Below are 16,243 nucleotides of genomic sequence, written 5' to 3'. Positions count from 1 at the left end.
AGATGGATAATAGTGAAAATGGCAGGCCAGATGCCGAATTGACATCTGTCAGCCGTCGCAACCTTCTGCTCGGCGGAAGTTCCCTCGCCATAACGGCTCTGGCTGTTGCTTCAACAGCAAGTAACGCGAGTGCCCAGACGCAGCAAGCAGCTCAATCGCAGACCGCAGCGCCATCCGGCAAGAAGCCGAACATCCTGGTCATCTTCGGCGATGACATCGGTATCCCGCAGATCAGCGCCTACACGATGGGTCTCATGGGTTACCGCACCCCCAATATCGACCGTATTGCCAGGGAGGGTGCGATCTTTACCGACTCCTACGGCCAGAATAGCTGCACGGCAGGTCGTGCTTCGTTCATCCTCGGCCAGGAACCCTTCCGGACAGGCCTCCTCACTATCGGCATGCCGGGCGATCCGCATGGCATTCAGGACTGGATGCCCACCATTGCCGAGGTGCTGAAGACGCAGGGTTATGCAACGGGTCAGTTCGGCAAGAACCATCTGGGCGACCAGGACCAGCACCTGCCGACCAAGCATGGCTTCGACGAGTTCTTCGGCAACCTCTATCACCTCAATGCCGAGGAAGAACCGGAAGGCTATTTCTATCCGAAGGATCCTGCTTTCCGCCGGCAATTCGGCCCTCGCGGCGTGATCAAGTCAAGCGCGGACGGCAAGATCGAGGATACGGGCGCGCTCAATACGAAGCGCATGGAAACCATCGACGAAGAGTTTCTTGGGGCTGCCAAGAATTTCATCGATCGACAGGCCAAGGCGGACAAGCCTTTCTTCGTCTGGTTCAACTCGACACGCATGCATGTCTTCACGCATCTGAAGGCGGAATCGCTCGGCAAGACCGGCAAAGGCATCCATGCCGATGGCATGGTCGAGCATGACGGCCACGTCGGCCAGCTCCTCGATCAGCTGGATCAGCTCGGAATCGCCGACAACACGATCGTCCTCTACACCACCGACAACGGGGCCGAACTTGCTCTGTGGCCGGATGGCGCGATGACCCCTTTCCATGGTGAAAAGGGTACGACATGGGAGGGCGGCTTCCGTATTCCCATGATGGTACGCTGGCCCGGCGCGGTCAAACCAGGAACAGAGATCAACGACATCGTCACTCTCATGGACTGGATGCCAACCTTCGCAACCGCCGCCGGCATCCCTGACCTCAAGGAGCAGATGAAGAGTGGATTCAAGTCAGGGACCAAGGATTTCAAGGTCCATCTGGATGGGTACGATCTTGCGCCCCTTTTGAAGGGTGAAGTCCAATCCGGTCCGCGCGACGCCGTCTATTATTTCGACCAGGGCGGCAATCTCAACGCCATCCGCTGGAACGACTGGAAGCTTGCCTTTGCAGTCAATAGCGAAGGCAACATTGCGACGGCAACCCGCGAGGTGCCGAGTTGGGCCAACATCTTCAACCTGAGGATGGATCCTTACGAGCGAGGCCTCAAGGAGGGCGGAGGCGCCATGGAGTTCCTGGCCCGAAACATGTGGCTGCTTGTTCCTGTGCAAGGGAAGATCAAGGACTTCTTCTCTGACTTCGATAAGTATCCCTATCAGGAAGGGAGCTCATTGAATGCCAGCGGCATCAACTACGCAATGCTTCGCCAACAAGCAGCGCTCCAACGGCTGAACGAACTAGAGCGTCTTGCACCGCAATAGTTGCTCCTGGGACCGCGGGGAGTGATCTCACTTCCCGCGGCATCCCCAGCCACGCATGGAAGCCGGGCGCCGCTCAAGTGCTGCTCCGCTATCCGTCACTGACAGTCTCCTTCCACTAAGACTTGGCGTCCCTGCCGCAACAATTGGTCACGAGTTCGAAGACTTCGATCTCCTCAGCGCGGCCTTTGGCGCGTGCGTTCCCCAATGCTCGAAATTCGAACAGGGCCGAAACCTTCGACTGCACCGCCTCACTGACCAGAATGCTGGTGCCGAACTCCTTGTTCATGCCTTCTAGGCGGGAGCCCACGTTCACCGTATCGCCCATGGCAGTATATTGCCGCCGATTTCTTGCTCCGACGCTGCCGACCACCGCGGGGCCAGTGTGCAGTCCGAAGCGGGTAATCAGCTCCGGGCGTCCCGATCGCCGGCTGGCGGCATTAAGGTTGTCAATCGCCTCCTTCATTGCCAGCGCACACTGGCAGGCATTCTCGACATGGTGTTCATCGCGCGTCGGCGCGTTCCACATCCCGAAGATCGAATCCCCCAGGTACTGAACGATGGTGCCGCTGTGTCGCTCGACGGTTTCGTTGAGAAGCTCGAAATAATCCGAAAGCAGTTCCACCAGATCTTCGGGAGAGTGCTTTTCCGAGATCGTGGTGAAGTCCTTGATGTCGGTGAACAGAACCGTGACGTCCTGCCTGTCGGCCGAACCGATCGCGGTCTGGCCCGAGGAAACGATGCGGCGCACGAGCTCGCGCGGCACGTAAAGGGAAAAGGTCGCGATCGTATTGCGCGCAGCGCCGAGCGCTCGCGCAAGGACGTTGATCTCGGCAATCCAGGAATGAGGAAGTCGGCGATCTTCGAACTTCAGGTCACCGATGCGGCGCGCTTCGTCGGCGAGCGCGAAAAGCGATTTACTGATGAGCTGGGCGAGGACAATCGCCGCAACGATGCCGGCTGCCACGAAGGCAACGGCCGTCAGCAGGTTCTTGGCGAGAAGCCGGTCTGTTGGACCCACCAGATCATCCAGGGGAGCGGCGATCACGACGGCATTGCCTTTCAGCAATCCGGAGAACTCTACCGGAGAGACCTGCGCGATAAAGGGTTTGCCCCCGACTGTGAAGGGTACGATGCCGCCAGCAGCACCGTCGCGATCCCGCAGCAGCGCCCGGATAGGCGCGATCGCCGGATCCATATCGTCGGAGACGGAGGCTCCGTCTGTTCCATTGTGTGAAAGCGTATCGAGAATGTTCGCCATGACGCTGGCGTCCGAGTGAACGATAAGCCGGCCCCTACCGTCGAAGACGTAACCGCGCGCGTTCTCCGAAATGGCTTCCTTGTTGAGCAGGCGGCTGACGGTCTGCAGGAGAACGTCGACGCCAGCGACGATCTCCGGATTCTTGCTCAAGGGCACGGCGAGCGTCAGGCTCAACGACTTCGTCGTCGCTGTCACATAGGGGCCGACCGACACCTGCCCCTTCGTCTCGATCGCCGCCTGATACCAGGGTCTCGTCCGAGGATCGTAGGTTTCGTCCCGATCCTCACGCTTGGCGATTTCAACGCCATTGGCTCCGAGAAAATGCCAAACGGTGCCGGCAGCGGGCGGCTCCTTGGTAAGGGTGCGGATTGCAAACGCCGTGCCCTTCGGAGCGGACAGGGCCTTGCTCCAGGCGGGATTGGCCGCAACGTTGACGGCCTGGATGAAGCTGCCATCAGGATAGCCGGAATAAATGCCGTCGATGTAATTGCCGCTCTGAAGCACCTTCAAAAGGTACTCGCTTTTCGCATCGAAATCCTGCGACGGCGGTGACAGCATTTGCGGAAGCACCGACGCGGTAGCGACGGCGGAATAGCCGTCACCGAATACGCTCTTGTAGTTCTCGACGACGCGCAAGCCGAGCTGGCGCATCTGGGACTCTCCTGATGCGAGAGCCGTCGCGCGGCCTTGCTCGTAGGCCATCCACATCAGCGGCGCAGAAATACAGATCAGCAACCCCACGATGACCACACTGAGGTGCACCCTCAGTGGCTTCGACCACGAGGCGAGTCCTGAATTCGATGTCGGCCCTGAAGGGCGGCTTTCGTCTTGGTCCATGGCGTCGAGATCTTGCCGGTGATGGTGCGTGGATGCTGACGAACCTTTGCCGACGGAAAGCCGGCTAGGAAGTACGTTACGGTAAATGCTGCCGTACACACGTTTCAGCGCCTCGAAAAACGACCCGCAAACGGCTGGTCAGCAATTGCCGCTATGGCGTCGCCAGCATCATCTCCGCCGCCTTCTCGGCGATCATGATCACCGGAGAGTTCGGGTTGCCGGAGACAATGGTCGGCATGATCGACGCATCGACGACGCGCAGCTTGCCAAGACCATGGACGCGCAGGCTCGGGTCGACCACAGCCATCGGGTCGTCGCCCATCTTGCAGGTGCCGACCGGGTGGAAGATCGTAGTCGCAATATCGCCGGCGCAGCGGATCAGCTCATCATCGCTTTGATACTTCGAACCGGGAAGCATTTCCTGTGGTCGAAAACCAGCAATGGCATTGGCCTGCATCAGGCTGCGGGCGTGACGGATGGACTTTGCGGCAAGCAGGCGGTCGCCGACGGTGGACAGGTAATTCGGACGGATTTCCGCCGCGGCCGCCGCGTCGCGGGTCGTGACATGCACAGTCCCGCGGCTCTCCGGCCTGAGATTGCATACCGAGACGGTTACGGCAGGATAAGGATGCAGCGGCTCGCCGAGCCTGTCGGTGCTCAGCGGCTGGACGTGATATTCGAGATCAGCGGTCGCAACAGCCGGATCGCTCTTGGCGAAGATGCCAAGCTGGCTCGGCGCCATGGAGAGCGGCCCCGAGCGGCTGAGCGCATATTGCAAACCCATGCCGGCACGGCTCAACAGGCTGTGATAAAGCTGGTTCAGGGTACGCGCCCCTTCGATCTTGAAGACAGTGCGGATCTGCAGATGGTCTTGCAGGTTTTCGCCGACACCCTGCAGCGCATGGTGGACGGGAATGCCGAGGTCAGCCAGTAGATCCGGTCGCCCTATCCCGGAGAGTTCGAGCACCTTCGGTGAGTTGATGGCCCCTGCCGAAAGCACGACTTCGCGCGTCGCGCGCGCCACACGGACCCGGCCGTTGAGACGGAAACGCACACCGGCCGCCGCCTTGCCCTCGAATTCCAGCCGTTCGGTTTCCGCATTGATCAGAACCCGGAGATTCCTGCGCTTCATCGCCGGTCGGAGGAAGGCCTTTGTCGTATTCCAGCGCACGCCGCCACGCTGGTTGACCTCGAAATAGCCAGAGCCCTCGTTGTCGCCGCCATTGAAGTCATCCGTCTTGGGAATGCCGAGCTCTTCGGCTGCGTCGCGGAAAGCATCGAGGATCGGCCAGGAGAGCCGCTGGCGCTCGACGCGCCATTCCCCGCCAACGCCATGCATGGCCGACTTTCCGCGATAATTGTCTTCCGATTTCAAGAAATAGGGCAAAACGTCGTCCCAGCCCCAGCCGGCATTGCCCGCCTGGCGCCAACCGTCATAATCGGCCGCCTGGCCGCGCATGTAGATCATGCCGTTGATGGAAGAGCAGCCGCCGAGGACTTTCCCTCTGGGATAGTTCAACGCGCGGCCATTCAGGCCCGGCTCGGATGCCGTCTTCATCATCCAGTCCGTGCGCGGATTGCCCATGCAATAGAGATACCCGATCGGCACATGGATCCAGTGATAGCGATCCGTGCCACCGGCTTCGAGAAGCAGCACGCGATTCCTCGGGTCAGCAGAGAGCCTGTTTGCAAGCACGCAGCCTGCCGAACCGGCTCCGACGATGATGAAGTCGTAGCTGCCTTCATCCACCGGCGTTTCATTGTCAGGCATCGTCACGCGGCAACTCCCGTTTCCAGCCGGCCTGTTGCCGAGAGCCGCTGCCAGAGCGGCGCCATGGCTTCGGCGATATCCGTGTAAAGCCGGTAGCGGCGATCATAGTGGCCGGCAAGCGCTGAGTTCGGCTGATAGTGTCGATCGATCTGCACCATGGCGTTGGCGCCTTCCGTGAAATCGGCAAAAAGACCGACGCCGGTTCCGGCCGCAATCGCCGCCCCAAGGGCACCCGTCTCCCGCGAGACGGCAACGGAGACCGGCATACCAAGCACATCGGCAAAAATCTGAGGCCACAGGCGGCTTCGCGAGCCACCACCGGAAAGCACTGCCTCGTCAAACGTGGCGCCGGCCTTGCGAATGGTCTCGATATGCTGGCGATGGCCGAAAGCCACGCCTTCCAGCAAGGCCCGGATCAGATGACCCTTTCCGTGCCAGCCGGCAATTCCATAATAGCCGGCCCGCGCATGACCATTCTGCTGGGCACCGTAGAGATAGGGGTGATAAAGCGGATCATCCGCCGTGGGCTCAACTGCGGCCGCAAGTGCGCAAGCCGCATCGAACGGCGACACGCCTTCCCCATGCTCGCCGTCGAAGAATTCCCGGACCAGCCATTCGAGGTTGGCGGCGGAGGTCGCGCTGTTCTCCATGGCCATATAGCGGCTGTGGTCAAAGGTCGAAGACATGAACACCGGCCCATCGAGCGTGGGGCCGTCCATGATGACCTGATTGATGCTCCACGTCCCTGCGATGATCGAAGCGCTGCCGGTGCGCGAGACGCCCGAACCGAGCGCCGAGGCTACGACATCGAACAGGCCGCCGATAACGGGCGTGCCCGCGGCAAGCCCCGTTTCCGCCGCAACAGCCTCCGTCACCATGCCGGCAATATCGGCGCTTTCGATCAACGGCGGTAGAAGCGCCATGGAGTCGGCCAGCCCGTAGGCGGCCATCAGCGTCTTGTCGTAGCGGCGGGCGGCGAGATCGAGCAGCCCGGCCCCGGACATATCGGACACTTCGCTGACGCGCCGACCGGTCAGCCGGTTGACGATGAAATCCTTGGAGAAGAACACCGTACCAATACGTTGGAAGAGGTCGGGCCTATGGCGTTTCAGCCAGGCCAGCAGGGTCGGCGTCTGCGAGGGCCATGGACGCTGACGGGCGATGGCCGCAGTCCTGTCGCCAACCCCTTCCGCCGCCCATTCCTCGACAAGGCCCGTCGCTCTGGTATCCAGCGACTGGATGCCGATCAACGGTTCGCCTGCGCGGTCGAGCGCATAGAGCCCGTTGCCGTGACCAGCGCAGCCGATCGCAGCGATTTCGGTGGCTGCAATGCCGGCCTGGTTCAGGCAGGCACGGATCACGCGCTTGGCGTTGGCCCAAAGTTCGCCGAGATCGCGCTCGACGTGGCCGGGGCACGGCATCCGGCTATGGCCCTCCTCCCCCGCATAGGCCACCTCCTTGCCCGTCCGGTCAAAGATCACCGCCTTGATGACCGTGTTGCCGGCATCGAGCCCCAACAAGTAATTTCCCATCGTGAACCCCTCCCAGGTTCTGACAAAGTCTCGCGCGCTCCAGCCCACCTCCACGGGGAAAGTGCCCTCTGGACGACGATCCGCGTTGTGGCCGAGCCCCATCGCTCGCCCACATCTCCCGTTCGCCGCAATCACCGCGATCCATGGCTACCCTGCATGGGTATCAGCCGCGCTGGTAAAGTGCGAAGGCCTCCTCGCCGCTCGCATCCTCGTGAATGATCGCCATCAGGCCGCGCACAACCGCATTCGGATTGGCGTGTTGATAGATGTTGCGCCCGTAGACCATGCCCATTGCGCCCTGTCGCATCAAGGCCGCGGACTTGGCAAAAACGGCTCCAAGGTCTTCCTTTCCACCGCCGCGCACCAGCACCGGGCAACGCGCCGCCTCCACCACGCGGTGGAAATCATCAGCGTTCGTCGTCGGATCGGCTTTGACGATATCGGCGCCCATCTCCCGGGCAAGGCGGGTGAGCGTAACGATCTTGTCGGCGTCGCCATCGACCATGTAGCCGCCACGCTCCGTCACCGGCTGCATGACCAGCGGCTCGATCATCAGCGGCATTCCGTATTTCTCGCAATCGGCGCGCACGCGGGAAATGTTCTGGACGCACTGGCGAAAGAGATCCGGCTCGTCGGGCAGCATGAAGAGGTTCACGACGACGCAGGCTGCATCCATCTGCAGCGCGCCAACCAAAGGCTCGGCCTCGTTCTGCAGCACCGCCCACATGTCGCGATGGCGAATGCGGTTATAGGGATTGCCCAGATCGAGGCGCATGACGAGCGCTGGCTTGTCCTTGCCCGGCAGGTCCTGCAGCAAATCGGCCTGACCGTAGTTCATCTGGATCGCATCGGGTTTCGCATCGACCAACGCCTTCACGACAGCGGGCATGTTCTCCAGGCCATCCAGGAAGGATGGCTCGTTGCAGACGCCATGGTCGATCGCGACATCTAGGCAACGGCCGTTGCCGAACAGCCGGTTCATCCGGACTTTGCGGTTGTCTCGCATACTTCACTCCTTTGTTCGTTCCTTGCGGAAAGGGTTTCTTCGCAGACGCCGTGGCGTTCGCGTATGAGGGTTAGGAAACGGGTGCGCTCCTCGGCGGCACGCTGAGGCGGCCAGCCTTTTTCGGCGGCGAGAATCTCAAGAACGGCATCCGCCATCTCGAGGGAGAGTTCGCCGGTGATGGCAAGCGTCGTGCGCCGCAGCAGAATGTCGTCCAGATGCTCCACCGCTTCGCCGCGAATGAGGAAGATGAGCTCGCGAGCGCTGTAGCCGGCATGAGGCAACATGCGATCGGGCGCCGCCGCAATGAAACGGGCGACCTCGGCTGCATCCGTGCCATAGCGGCCAAAGAGCGCCGCGGCGCGATCCTCTGCAAGACCGGTAGTCGCCGCGAGCCGCCGCAGCCAATCGCCTCGATCGTCGGGAAAATCGCGTCCGCCGCCGAATGTGCGCTCCGCCGTATCGAGACGACGCTTCCGGCCGAGGCGCTCCAGCGCCATGTCGGCGGCCAGTTCGCCGAAGGAGCGGAAGGTGGTCCACTTCCCGCCGATCATGCAGAGCACCGGTGGACCGCCATCGCTACTCTCAATGACAGTGCAGAAATGGTCGCGCGGAATGCGGCCGGTAAAGCTGTCCTTGCTGGCGGGCAGCGGCCGCACGCCGGCGAACTGGAAAACGATCTCTTCCGGCCGGATCACGACGCCGGGCAGCACGAAGGCAAGCGACTGCAGGATATAGTCGCGCTCCTCCGCCTCGCAGCGCACCGTGCCGGGGTCATCGACCCTTATGTCCGTCGAGCCAACCAGCACCTTCCCGAGATAAGGGAAAAGGATGCAGATGCGCCCATCCTCATTCTCGTAGTAGATCATGTGGCCATTAAGCATATCCCGCAGGCCGACATTGTCGACGATCAGGTGCGAGCCCTTAGTGCCCCCCATCAATGGTGCTGGGCGGGCCTTCTCGGGAAAGAGCGCGCCGTTGGCGATATCGATCCATCCACCGGTCGCATTGATGATCAATGCCGGCTTGATTGTCAGCGTCTCGCCCGAGAGACCGTCGCGCAGCAGAAATTCTCCGCCCGAATTCTGTTCGACAGTCGCGTAGTTCAGCGCAGCGGCGTTCGCACTCGACGTAAGGCCATCGACCAGCAACTCCATGCCAATGCGCTCCGGGTGACTTACCCAGGCATCGTAGTAAGTGGCGGAGTTGCGGATCGCCGGATTGAGTGCCGGCCATTTGGCGAGCGTGCTCCTGCGCCCGCGAAAATGGTGGCGCGGCATCAACGCGCGCTTTCGCGTCAGGAAATCGTAGATGCTGAGCCCAGCCTTGATGACTACGGCGCCACGACGGCTCGGCCGGCGACTAAGTCCGAGAAACCGGACGATGCCGTTGGCAAGGCCGGAGAACACGTCGAAGATCGGAACCGTCGTCGCCAATGGTGCAACATAGTGCGGCGCATTGCGCAGCAACCGGTCCCGCTCGACCAGGGATTCCTGCACGAGACTGAATTCGCCGTTTTCGAGATAACGCAACCCGCCATGCACCATGCGGGACAGCGCGGCACTGGCACCGGAGCAATAATCCGCCTGTTCGACAAGCAGCACGTTGACGCCCTGCAACGCCAGCTCGCGAAAGACGCTGAGCCCGTTGATCCCGCCGCCGAGGACGCATACGTCCACCTTCGGGCTTTTGCGAAGCCCGTCCAATGTCTCTTTACGGTTCATGATGCTGGTCCGTTATCCGTCCATATGGGCGAGCTTCGCCGAGAGCGCCGCGTCGATAGCCTTGAGATCGTCGACCGAAAGCTGAAGCGTGCCGGCCCTTGCATTGTCGAGCGCCTGCGCCGGGTTGCGAGCGCCACAGAGCGCAAAGGTGATCCCCGGCTGCGCCAGCGTCCATGCAATCACCACCTGGGCAATGCTCGCATCATGCCGCGCCGCGACCGGCTGGATGGCATCGGAGAAGTCCTTCGCCTTCTGTCGATTGGCGACCGAGAAGCGCGGGTTGTCCTTGCGCTGGTCATCGCCCGAAAAGATGCGGTCCGGCCCGACCGTGCCGGAAAGCAGCCCGAGCGCCAGCGAGGAATAGCTGAGCGTTGACACGCCGCTTGCAACAGTGAGCGGCAGCAGGTCCGCCTCGATCTCGCGATCGATCATGCTGAACCGCTCCTGGATCGCATCGAGCGACCCGGTTTCGATGTAGCGCTGAAGCTCGGACCGATCGACATTGCTGGCGCCTATCGCGCGGATCTTGCCCGCCGCCTTCAATTCTTCCAACGCCCGGACCGTCTCCTCGATCGGTGTCGTCGCGTCCTGCCAATGGGTGATGTAGAGATCGATATGATCCGTGCCGAGCCGCCGCAGGCTTTCTTCCACCTCATGGATGATCGCGTCCCGGCCAAGATAGCGGTGAACCGGCTTACCGTCCTGATCGAAGAAATGGCGGCCCTTCTGCGTGTGCCAGACGAGACCGCACTTCGTCGCGATGACGGCCTGGTCGCGACGTCCGGCAAGCGCCTTGCCGACGATTTCCTCCGAGCGGCCAAGCCCATAAGCGGGCGCCGTGTCGATGAGCGTGACACCCGCATCCAGCGAAGCATGGATGGCGGCGATCGATTCAGCCTCATCGGTCCCGCCCCACATCCAGCCGCCGATCGCCCATGTTCCAAGCCCGACAGCCGAGGCCTTGACGCCGGAGTGCCCGATCTCGCGGGTCAACTGTTCGCCGCTCATGCCTGATGTCCTTCCTCGGATGCTATTTCAAGAATGCGCGCCCCGGTCGCCTCGTCGGTCACCAGCGTGTCGAGATGATTGCCTCTGAGAACGCTGAGGATGGAGCCCGCCTTGTTCAACCCGCTGGCGACACCGATCTTCGTCGGGATCGAGGCAAACTCCTCCAGTGTCAGCGAGACCAGCGACCGGTTGAGGCTGTAGTCACAAAGCTCGCCTGCGCCATCGAGCAGGTGTGCAAGCAGTTCGGAACTCGCGCCGGCGTGTTCAATCGCCATGCGATCGGTGCTCGATGAGGGATGCAGGTCGTAGTAGGTCGAGTCGCTGCTCAGGATCGAGCCGATGCCGACGACGGCAACCTTCGCCTCGCGCGCCCGCTGGAAGACATCGGCGACAGAGCGCATGGTCATCAACATCGCGCGCTGCTCGGCATTGTCGGCAAAGAGCGGCGCGTGGATCTGGTAGGAGCGACCGCCGAGCCGTTCGGCCATCAGCGTCGAGACGTGATTGACGTCCGTGTAGTGCTTGCCCTGAACGCAGCCGGTCGCGGGAATGACCTCGACATCGAAGCGGCGGCCGGGCTGCAGGCCGGCGACGACGGCGCTGACGCCCTTGCCGCCGGTGATGCAGATCGTGTCGCCATCGGCGATTTCTTCGATCAGCAGTCGGGCTGCCGCCTCCCCTACCGCCTGAAGTGCTGTCTGCGGGTTGTCGGAAACGGTGGGCACGACGACGGCGCGGCTGATGCCGCCAAGCGCGAGCAGCCTTTCCTCCATATCCACCAGCGGCTCGACCGGCGACTTGATCTTGATCTCGACGAGGCCGAGCTGGCGACCACGCTTGATCAGCCGGTTGACGGTTGCATGCGAGATGCCGAGCTGGTCGGCGATCTGCGCCTGGGTCAAGCCTTCAAGAAAGTGCAGCACGAGCGCCTGGTGCATCTGGCGCGCGATGACGATTTCCTCGCGCGGCGCTGTGGTCTTGGGTTTCAGTCTGGCGATCGGCATATCAGACGGCCTTCCGCTTGTGCAGGAAATGATCGATGGAAACGGCGGCGAGCAGAATGCACCCCTTGATCATGTCCTGCCAATAGACGGAGACGTTCAGCAGGATCAACGACGAGGTAACGACCGAGAGCAGCGCGATGCCGAGGATGGCACCGAGGATGGTGCCGGAACCGCCGTTGAGCGAGGCACCACCGATCACTGCGGCCGCGATGATGTTGAGCTCCATGCCGACACCGAAGGTCGGAGTCGCTGCGCCGAAGCGGGACATGTAAATCACGCCGGCAACACCCGCTAGCGTGGAGCAGAGCACCGTGACCCAGAACTTCACCTGGTTGGTCTTGATGCCGGAATAGAGCGCGGCCTTCTCGTTGCTGCCGGTGTAAAACACCTTGCGGAAGGCCGTTGCCCGGCGCAGCAGGAAATCGAACAGGACGACGACGGCGATGAAGATCAGGATGACATACGGCACACCGTAAAACGTGCCCTGGCCGACGGCCTTGAAACCGGGCGGCAGTGTGAAGAGCGAAAGCGGTGTGCCCTTGGTGATGATGAGGCAGAGCCCACGCACGATCACCATACCCGCAAGCGAGGTGATGAAGTGATTGAGCCCCACGACGGTCACGAAGAAGCCCATGATTGCGCCGATGACGCCGCTGGCAAGGATGCCGATTAGCGATGCGGTCCATGGGTCCAGCCCGGCAAGGAACAGCGACCCGGAAAGCACCATGGCAAAGCAGACGACCGAGCCGACGGCGAGATCAATGCCGCCGACGATCAGAAGGATCGTCATACCGACGACGACGATGCCTTCGACGGAGAAGCTCATCAGCATGGCGCGGAAGTTACCAAGCGTCAGGAAGTGGGGCGAGGCAAAGCTCATGGCGACGCAGAGAGCAAGGATGATCGCGATCAACCCAGCCTCCCGCATCGTTCCGATGCGTTTCCAGGCTCCCGTCCTCTGCATCTCGGCCGTCATCGTGTCGATTGCCATGCCCGTTTCTCCCCTTCCATCTTCACGCGGCATGATCTGCCGTCCTTGCTGCACCGATGCCTGATGCCAGGCGGATCACGGCCTCTTCCGTCATGTTCTCTGCACCGAGTTCGCCCGCGATACGCCCCTCCCTAACAACCAGCACCCGGTCGCAAAGCCCTAGCAACTCGGGCATCTCCGACGAGATGACGACGATGCCGATGCCGGAGCTGGCAAGTTCCCGCAACAGGCGATGGATCTCGGTCTTGGCACCGACGTCGATGCCGCGGGTCGGCTCGTCCATCAGGATCACCTTCGGCTTCACCGCGAGCTGCTTGGCGATCGCCACCTTCTGCTGGTTGCCCCCAGAAAGCGATTTGACCGGCGCCTCGACGCCGCCCATACGCACGGCAAGCCGTCGCGCGATGTCCCGTGCAAATGCAGCCTCGGCACGGCCGTTAAGCAAACCGGCACGATTGGTGAGGGCCTGCAGGTTCAGCACCGAAATATTCTGTGCGATCGACATCTCCAGGAACACGCCGGAGCCCTTACGGTCCTCCGAGAGATAGACGATGCCGGCCTTGACGGCATCCGCATAGGTATTGATCGTCTGAGCCTTGCCATGCAGGCGGATGCCGCCCGCCGTGCGCGGCCGAAGCCCGCAAATGCCTTCGGCAATCTCAGTGCGGCCGGAGCCGATAAGCCCGCCGATGCCAAGAATTTCGCCCTTGCGCAGGTCAAGGCGCACATCATGGAACCGCTCGCCGTCACTCAAGCCGTCAACGTCCAGGATCGTCTCGCCCGCGACATCGCCGGGGCCAAGTTTGTCGGGATAGAGCTGGGTGATCTCGCGGCCAACCATGCGGCGGACCACATCATCCGGAGTCACATCAGCGATCCGATCAGTGCAGACATAACGACCGTCGCGAAAGACCGTAACCCGGTCACAGAGACTGAAGATCTCGGCCATGCGGTGACTGATGTAGATGATCGAGATGCCGTTCGCCTTGAGATCGCGGATGATCGAGAAAAGCTGCTGCGCCTCGGTTTCCGTCAGGGCCGCAGTCGGCTCGTCGAGGATCAGCACGCGGCAATCGAGTGTCAGCGCCTTGGCGATCTCGACGAGCTGCTGGCTGGAAATGGGCAACTCGGCGACTTTGCGGCGGACGTCGATGCCGGCAAGCCGGTTCATCACAGCCTGCGCATCCCGTTCCAGCGCCCGGTAATTCATGAAGGGTGAGCGGCGGCGATTGGTGGCCGCCATGAACATATTTTCGGCGACCGTCGCATCCGGGCAGAGCGCGATTTCCTGGTGCACGAGCCCGATGCCAAGCGATTGCGCGGCGGCTGGTGTGGGTATGCGCACAGCTTTGCCGTAGACGCGGATCTCTCCCTCTGTCGGCTGTACCACGCCGGCAATGATGTTCATGAGCGTCGATTTGCCCGCGCCGTTTTCGCCGCACAACGCATGGACCTCCCCCTTCTCGAGGGTGAAATCGACATCCGCAAGCGCCTGGATAGCCCCGAATTGCTTGCTAACGCCGTGGATTGACAGAACCGCTTCAGCCATCTTCGTCCTCCTTCCCCTTGGAACACCATCCGCGCCGCATGACGCGGATGGTGCTTGCCCAGGAGGTTACTCCTCGATACCCTTGGTGCCGCGGCGCTTCAGGTATTTATCCCAATAGAAGTCGTCGGCGTTCGCGGCAGTCACGATCGAAAGCCCGTTATCAACGACCGGAATGCTCATCGGGTTGAAGCCCGAACGCTTGGCATCGTTCATCGGGTCGATGAGTTCGGGGTGCTTGGCCAGCCAGAGCAGCATGAAGCCCATATAGCCCTGCATACCCTGGTTCGGATTGATCGAGCCGAAAACTTCGCCGGCCTTGATCATGTCGAGAATGTTGGCGTTGACGTCGGCGCACATGACGAGCACCTTGCCGCCGTTTTCCTTGCTGGCCTGCGACGCGCCGATGGCCGAATTCGCCTCCGGCATGAAGACAGCGCCAAGGTTCGGATTGGCCTGGATGATGCTCGACAGCCCCTGATAGGCCTTGGTCGGATCCTGGTTGGAAGCCGCACGACCGACGAGCTTCATGTCCGGCCACTTTGCTTCCATGCGGCCGATAAAGGCAGCGATACGCTTGTCGTGATTGTCCTGGCCTGGATTCTCGAGCACGGCATATTCGCCTTTGCCGCCCATCTTCTCGGCAATCGCGTCGGCCGCATAGATGCCTTCACGTGTGTTGTCCGAGGTAATGAAGGAAACGCGCTTCGAAAGCGGCGAGTCGGCGGCGAAAGTGACAACCGCAGTGCCCTGGTCGATGGCGCGGTTGATCGGCTCAATGAACGGATCGGAGTTCATCGGATGAACGAGAATACCGGCCGGGTTCTGGGCCAGCGCCTGGTCGAAGCTGGCGATCTGCTTGTTGACGTCATATTCCGGCGTGCCGGTGTATTCCGTCTCGCAGCCGAACTGCTGGCCGGCCTGCTTGAACATTTCATAGACGGGGAACCAGTATTCCACGCCCGAGACCATCACGTTCATCACGTATTTTTCGCCCGGCTTGCAACGGAACGGATTATCCGTAGCCGCCGACGCAGTGCCGGCCAGAAAAGTGGTTGCAAGAACCGCCATGGCGGTCGAGCCGATAAATTTGCGCAAGTTTCCTCCTCGAGGCCGAAGCCCCTCCCAAAAGCCCGAGAGCGTCGCATAGACGCCGCTGATCGCGTTGAAACCGAACTTCCTCCTCGAAGTTCGATGAACACAATAAAGTGCAAGAAGGAGCGCGAGTCAATATAATTCACAAGTAGAAATATATTTCACAAGGGCGCCATGACTTATCGGTTGTCCGCTTGATTTCGGACGATGTGCTTGTTCTTTATCTTGGGAAGGTTGTAGAGGCTGGATCGTGTGCGCGTGTGTTCGATCATCCGGCGCATCCGTATACGCAGGCGTTGTTTTCAGCGGCTCCGATCCCTGATCCGCGTCTGGCGCGTGGCCGCGAGCGCATCCGCCTGCGGGGGGATCCACCCTCACCACTAAACCCACCTAGTGGCTGCGTGTTTTCGGCTCGCTGTTGGAAGGCGACGGAGATCTGCGGGACCTCGCCGCCTGTGACGGAAGAGGTTGGGCCGGAGCAGACGGCTGCGTGCTACCATATCGATCGCTAGGCGGCCCTCTGTTGCCTTGGCCCCAGAAACGCAAATAGCCCCTTGCGGGGCATATTGAGTGTGTGTTCGTCTCGATTGGGAAGATTGGTTGCGGGGGCAGGATTTGAACCTGCGGCCTTCAGGTTATGGTCCGCAGGACGAGGAGCTACCATCGCCAGCGAAGATGAAGTCTTCGCGCCAGCGATAGAATTTGGTCTCGATTGGGAAGATTGGTTGCGGGGGCAGGATTTGAACCTGCGGCCTTCAGGTTATGAGCCTATCGAGCTACCGGGCTGCTCCACCCCGCGCCATC

General features: G+C 61.4%; 11 protein-coding genes, 1 tRNA gene and 1 pseudogene. 2 read left to right on the top strand and 11 right to left on the bottom strand.

Features of this window, described 5'->3' with window-relative positions; all coding sequences use genetic code 11:
* Positions 1-2 precede the first annotated feature (2 nt).
* A complete protein-coding gene (locus tag A6U87_RS28130) occupies positions 3-1,670 on the top strand; it encodes an arylsulfatase (protein WP_065694627.1) in 1,668 nt (555 codons plus the stop codon).
* A 115-nt stretch (positions 1,671-1,785) separates the two neighbouring features.
* Here the strand turns inward: A6U87_RS28130 and A6U87_RS28125 are convergent, their stop codons facing one another.
* From A6U87_RS28125 to A6U87_RS28080, 10 genes are all read right to left on the bottom strand, one after another.
* On the bottom strand, positions 1,786-3,765 hold the full coding sequence (locus A6U87_RS28125) for an adenylate/guanylate cyclase domain-containing protein (protein ID WP_065694626.1): 1,980 nt from the start codon (positions 3,763-3,765) through the stop codon (positions 1,786-1,788).
* 151 nt (positions 3,766-3,916) lie between these two features.
* Complete coding sequence (locus A6U87_RS28120; protein ID WP_065694625.1) at positions 3,917-5,536, bottom strand: GMC family oxidoreductase; 1,620 nt, start codon at positions 5,534-5,536, stop codon at positions 3,917-3,919.
* A 2-nt stretch (positions 5,537-5,538) separates the two neighbouring features.
* On the bottom strand, positions 5,539-7,068 hold the full coding sequence (locus A6U87_RS28115) for an FGGY-family carbohydrate kinase (RefSeq protein WP_065694624.1): 1,530 nt from the start codon (positions 7,066-7,068) through the stop codon (positions 5,539-5,541).
* A 163-nt stretch (positions 7,069-7,231) separates the two neighbouring features.
* Positions 7,232-8,074 carry a class I fructose-bisphosphate aldolase gene (locus A6U87_RS28110; RefSeq protein WP_065694623.1) on the bottom strand — a complete coding sequence of 281 codons (843 nt, stop codon included), beginning with the start codon at positions 8,072-8,074 and terminating at the stop codon, positions 7,232-7,234.
* Entirely contained in the window at positions 8,047-9,795 is a 1,749-nt protein-coding gene (locus A6U87_RS28105) for a glycerol-3-phosphate dehydrogenase/oxidase (protein ID WP_065694622.1), read from the bottom strand. Before A6U87_RS28105 ends, A6U87_RS28110 begins: the two co-directional genes overlap by 28 nt.
* A gap of 12 nt (positions 9,796-9,807) precedes the next feature.
* Positions 9,808-10,803, bottom strand: a complete 996-nt coding sequence (locus A6U87_RS28100) for an aldo/keto reductase (RefSeq protein WP_065694621.1) — start codon at positions 10,801-10,803, stop codon at positions 9,808-9,810.
* Positions 10,800-11,807, bottom strand: coding sequence for a sugar-binding transcriptional regulator (locus A6U87_RS28095; protein WP_065694620.1), 1,008 nt, complete (start codon positions 11,805-11,807; stop codon positions 10,800-10,802). The genes A6U87_RS28100 and A6U87_RS28095 overlap by 4 nt, the downstream gene beginning before the upstream one ends.
* A 1-nt stretch (position 11,808) precedes the next feature.
* A complete protein-coding gene (locus tag A6U87_RS28090; RefSeq protein ID WP_065694619.1) occupies positions 11,809-12,798 on the bottom strand; it encodes an ABC transporter permease in 990 nt (329 codons plus the stop codon).
* Between the two features lie 22 nt (positions 12,799-12,820).
* Positions 12,821-14,347 (bottom strand): sugar ABC transporter ATP-binding protein, encoded by a 1,527-nt coding sequence (locus A6U87_RS28085; RefSeq protein WP_065694618.1) that lies wholly within the window; start codon positions 14,345-14,347, stop codon positions 12,821-12,823.
* Between the two features lie 66 nt (positions 14,348-14,413).
* A complete protein-coding gene (locus A6U87_RS28080; RefSeq protein WP_065694617.1) occupies positions 14,414-15,442 on the bottom strand; it encodes a substrate-binding domain-containing protein in 1,029 nt (342 codons plus the stop codon).
* Between the two features lie 152 nt (positions 15,443-15,594).
* On the opposite strand from A6U87_RS28080, the pseudogene A6U87_RS29510 reads away from it, so the two are divergent.
* Positions 15,595-15,951: pseudogene (locus tag A6U87_RS29510) on the top strand (oligopeptide/dipeptide ABC transporter ATP-binding protein); the annotation flags it as partial.
* Between the two features lie 210 nt (positions 15,952-16,161).
* Here the strand turns inward: A6U87_RS29510 and A6U87_RS28075 are convergent.
* Positions 16,162-16,238, bottom strand: a tRNA-Met gene (locus A6U87_RS28075).
* Positions 16,239-16,243: the final 5 nt, after the last annotated feature.

Origin of the sequence: Rhizobium sp. AC44/96, assembly GCF_001692185.1 — a bacterium.
GTDB lineage: Bacteria > Pseudomonadota > Alphaproteobacteria > Rhizobiales > Rhizobiaceae > Rhizobium.
This window is presented reverse-complemented; position numbering and strand designations above follow the sequence as displayed.

Coding starts and splice junctions, on each gene's coding strand:
- A6U87_RS28130 (WP_065694627.1), top strand. CDS start 3: ATGGATAATAGTGAAAATGGCAGGCCAGATGCCGAATTGACATCTGTC.
- A6U87_RS28125 (WP_065694626.1), bottom strand. CDS start 3,765: ATGGACCAAGACGAAAGCCGCCCTTCAGGGCCGACATCGAATTCAGGA.
- A6U87_RS28120 (WP_065694625.1), bottom strand. CDS start 5,536: ATGCCTGACAATGAAACGCCGGTGGATGAAGGCAGCTACGACTTCATC.
- A6U87_RS28115 (WP_065694624.1), bottom strand. CDS start 7,068: ATGGGAAATTACTTGTTGGGGCTCGATGCCGGCAACACGGTCATCAAG.
- A6U87_RS28110 (WP_065694623.1), bottom strand. CDS start 8,074: ATGCGAGACAACCGCAAAGTCCGGATGAACCGGCTGTTCGGCAACGGC.
- A6U87_RS28105 (WP_065694622.1), bottom strand. CDS start 9,795: ATGAACCGTAAAGAGACATTGGACGGGCTTCGCAAAAGCCCGAAGGTG.
- A6U87_RS28100 (WP_065694621.1), bottom strand. CDS start 10,803: ATGAGCGGCGAACAGTTGACCCGCGAGATCGGGCACTCCGGCGTCAAG.
- A6U87_RS28095 (WP_065694620.1), bottom strand. CDS start 11,807: ATGCCGATCGCCAGACTGAAACCCAAGACCACAGCGCCGCGCGAGGAA.
- A6U87_RS28090 (WP_065694619.1), bottom strand. CDS start 12,798: ATGGCAATCGACACGATGACGGCCGAGATGCAGAGGACGGGAGCCTGG.
- A6U87_RS28085 (WP_065694618.1), bottom strand. CDS start 14,347: ATGGCTGAAGCGGTTCTGTCAATCCACGGCGTTAGCAAGCAATTCGGG.